At 66.4% G+C, this 3,523-nt stretch carries 2 protein-coding genes; one reads left to right on the plus strand and one right to left on the minus strand.

The genetic code is table 11. The annotated features are described in order from the left end of the window. Positions 1-328 precede the first annotated feature (328 nt). The gene (locus ACFE7U_RS17435; protein ID WP_375410973.1) at positions 329-1,945 is read left to right on the plus strand and encodes an FAD-dependent oxidoreductase; all 1,617 of its coding nucleotides are present in this window, start codon (positions 329-331) and stop codon (positions 1,943-1,945) included. Positions 1,946-2,140: 195 nt separating this feature from the next. On the opposite strand, the gene dinB is transcribed toward ACFE7U_RS17435, so the two are convergent. Continuing rightward, on the minus strand, positions 2,141-3,247 hold the full coding sequence (dinB, locus tag ACFE7U_RS17440; protein ID WP_375410972.1) for a DNA polymerase IV: 1,107 nt from the start codon (positions 3,245-3,247) through the stop codon (positions 2,141-2,143). Between the last annotated feature and the right edge of the window lie 276 nt (positions 3,248-3,523).

A 3,523-nucleotide genomic window follows, 5' to 3' on the forward strand; every position in this document is an offset into this window, starting at 1 on the left:
ACCTGACTCAGGTCGGCAAGGCGTCACAGGTCCCGAAAGCGCCTGCTCGGCACAAAGGCCGGGCAGGCTACCGACGCCGCAGGAAGCAAACCGACCGTTCAGGCTGCGCTACCGCGCGCCTGGCGCGCCCTGCCCTTCCCCACTGCCCTGTCCGGCGGAAGGGTTGGCCCCTGTGGAGCCGCTTCCTCCGTCGCTTGCAGGAACGCTGGGGTCGGTTCTGCAGACGCCCCTTTGCGAGGTCCGGCATCTTGCAAAGCCGTCGTCTTGTCTGGCGAAGCTGCGTGATCAATGCTGCACCGCACCGATCAGAGCTTGGGGGAGTCGAAACATGGAAACGATCGGCCGGGACCTGCAGGAAATGCAGCGCGTCCCCCTCGCAGCATCGCACATCGCCGCGCTGCAGGCCGCAGGAGTCGAACGGCATTACCCGGCTGGGACTTTCCTCGCACGCGCTGGCGAACCTGCTGATCGCTTCGTCTATGTCGAAGCGGGCGAGATCGAAGTCGTGAACCCGTTCACGAATGAACGCCACCTTCCGTCCACGCTCGGACCGACGCAATTCATGGGCGAAATCTCGATCTTGAGCGGTGGCAATTGGTCGATGCCCATGCGGGCGGTCCGGGATACCACCGTCGTCGAGGTCCCGCGCCTGGAGATGCTGAGGCTGATGTCCGAGATCCCTGAGATGTCGGACATCGTCATCACGGTTCTCGCTGCACGGCGGCGGCGGCAGCTCGACTCGCGAGACGGCACATTGGTGCTGATCGGCGAGGATGACGACCGGGCCGTTCGGCGGATCGCGGCGTTCGCGAGCCGCAACCGCCTTCCCTACCGGTCCTACTCGCTCGGCAGCCCGGAGGCCGGCGCCGTCGCGAAAAGCTGCGCGATCGCCTCCGACCGGCCGGCCGTGATCTTCGGACGCGACGTCGTCGTAACGGAGCCGACGCCCGACAAGGTCGCCCATTTGCTAGGCCTGAACTACAACCTCATCGACGACGAGGCTTTCGACGTTCTCATCGTCGGCGGTGGGCCAGCCGGTGTGGCGGCGGGCGTCTACGCAGGCGCGGAGGGCCTACGGGCGCTGGTCGTCGAGGACCTCGCGATCGGCGGCCAGGCCGGCACGTCGAGTCGGATCGAGAATTACATGGGATTTCCGACTGGCATCTCGGGCGCAGACCTCGTCTGGCGCGGCGAGGTCCAGGCAATGAAATTCGGGACGCGGTTCGCGATGCCGCGGCGGGTTGCAAAGCTGGAGCGGCTCGAAGACGGCGCGTTCTGTGCGACGTTCGACAACGGCCAGCGCGTTCGCGGGCGTGCCGTCGTCGTCGCGACCGGTGTCCAGTACCGACGCCTGCCGATCGACCGCCTCGAGGCGTTCGAGGGCGCGGGTGTCTATTATGCGGCAACGGAAATTGAGGCGCGCTATTGCCGGAACGCCGAGACCATCGTCATCGGTGGAGGCAACTCGGCAGGCCAGGCGGCGATGTTTCTCAGTCGCTCGGCCAGGCATGTTCGCCTCCTGGTGCGCGGTCCCTCACTCGCGGCCTCGATGTCGCATTACCTTTCGAGCCGTCTGGAAGCCGATCCGGCGATCACCATCGAGTATGGTTCCGAAATCAGCGCCCTGCATGGCGATGATCGCCTCGAAGCGGTGACCATCCGCAGCGTCGTGGATGGGACGATCCGTACGATCCCGACACGCGCGGTGTTTGTCATGGTCGGGGCTGCGCCCAATACCCAATGGCTCTCGGGGCTCATCGAACTCGACAACCACGGTTTCGTGCTGACCGGAGACGCGATTGGCGCAGGCACGCCCTATGCGACGTCACACCCCGGCATCTTCGCGGTTGGCGATGTGCGCGCTGGCTCCGTCAAGCGTGTTGCATCGTCCGTGGGGGAAGGGTCCGTCGTCATCTCCAAGGTCTGGGATTATATCCAGCATTGAATATCCTGCATTCAACCCTGGACAATGGAGGCGACCAATATGGCTGCTCTGCTGCCAGATCATCATCCCGACAAACGTTCTCGTCTGACGACGTTATCGATCGCCCACGACTGCGAAGCCGGGGAGAGAGCCGCCTGCTGTTAGGCCGATTGCATCGCGTTTCTCAGTCCAGGCTCCCCATCCGACGTCTCGACCTCAGATGCCGAGGCCGAGCTGATACGATTCCTCCCCCGCGCCATGCTGCAAGCCCGAGAGCGATACCCCGATCAGGCGTACGCTGCGGCGGAGGGGAAACACATCGCGCAGGAGGCCGACGCTGATCTGCGCGAGGGCCTCGCGGCTGCCCACCGGCATGCGGAGGGAGCGCGCCCGGGTGATCTGCTCGAAGTCCGAGAATTTCACCTTCAGGGTCGCGGTGCGGCCGCTCACGTCCTTGTTCACGCAAGCCGCCCAGACCTTGTCGAGGATCGGCTGCAAGCGCTCGACCAGGACGGCGAACTCGGTCGTGTCCTCGGAGAAGGTGCTTTCCGCCCCGACCGACTTGCGGATGCGATGCGCCCGCACGGGTCGCTCGTCGATCCCGCGGGCGACGCCGTAGTAGTACCCGCTCGAGCTGCCGAAGACGGCCTGCAGGTCGGCGAGCGACCGCGCCTTGAGGTCACCGCCCGTGAGGATGCCGACCTGCTTCATCTTGGCCTCGGTCACCGGTCCGACCCCATGGAAGCGCCCGATGGGCAGAGCCTCGACGAATGCAGGTCCCATGGCCGGGGTGATGACGAACAGCGCGTCGGGCTTCCTGAAGTCCGAGGCCACCTTGGCCAGGAACTTGTTGTAGGACACTCCCGCCGAGGCCACGAGGCCGGTGCGGGTCAGGATCTCGGCCCTGATGGCCCGGGCCACCTCCGTGGCGGTCGCCAGGCCCTGGAGGTTCTCCGTCACGTCGAGGTAGGCCTCGTCGAGGGAGACCGGTTCGACCAGCGGCGTGTGCTCGGCGAAGACCGCCTGGATCTCGGCGGAGACGGCCTTGTAGACCTCGAAGCGCGGCTTCACGAAGACGAGGTCGGGGCAGAGCCGGCGGGCCGTGACCGACGGCATGGCCGAGCGCACGCCGAACACGCGCGCCTCGTAGCTCGCCGCCGCGACGACGCCACGCTCGCGCGACCCGCCGACCGCGAGTGGACGCCCACGCAAGGCCGGATCATCGCGCTGCTCGACGGACGCGTAGAAGGCATCCATGTCGATGTGGATGATCTTGCGGATGGGCACGGCGCGGTCGGTCGCGGTTGCGGGACCCTTCGGCATCTCGGCCTCGCGTCAGGAGGGCGGGGGCTCGTTCGATCTTTGTTCTTTTGGAGATCCGGCGGCTGCGGTCAAGGCCGTCGGACGGCCTTTCCCTATCCGTCGACACGGTCGGACGCGGGCCTTCTGCCCGCCGGCCGGTTGTGGCTGAGCCGGATCAGGTCTCGCCCCGCCGACGAGGTCCAGCGCCGTGGGTCGCACGAGCGGTCTAGGCCGATTCAAGCACGCTGCTGCTGTCCGGCATCCCCGCTGGCGCGGCCGCAGGTTTGGTCGCTTTGG

Source organism: uncultured Methylobacterium sp. (genome assembly GCF_964251405.1).
Taxonomy (GTDB): Bacteria; Pseudomonadota; Alphaproteobacteria; order Rhizobiales; family Beijerinckiaceae; genus Methylobacterium.

Excerpts from the sequence above, each read along its gene's own strand:
- dinB (WP_375410972.1), bottom strand. The coding sequence starts at position 3,247 with ATGCCGAAGGGTCCCGCAACCGCGACCGACCGCGCCGTGCCCATCCGC.
- ACFE7U_RS17435 (WP_375410973.1), top strand. The coding sequence starts at position 329 with ATGGAAACGATCGGCCGGGACCTGCAGGAAATGCAGCGCGTCCCCCTC.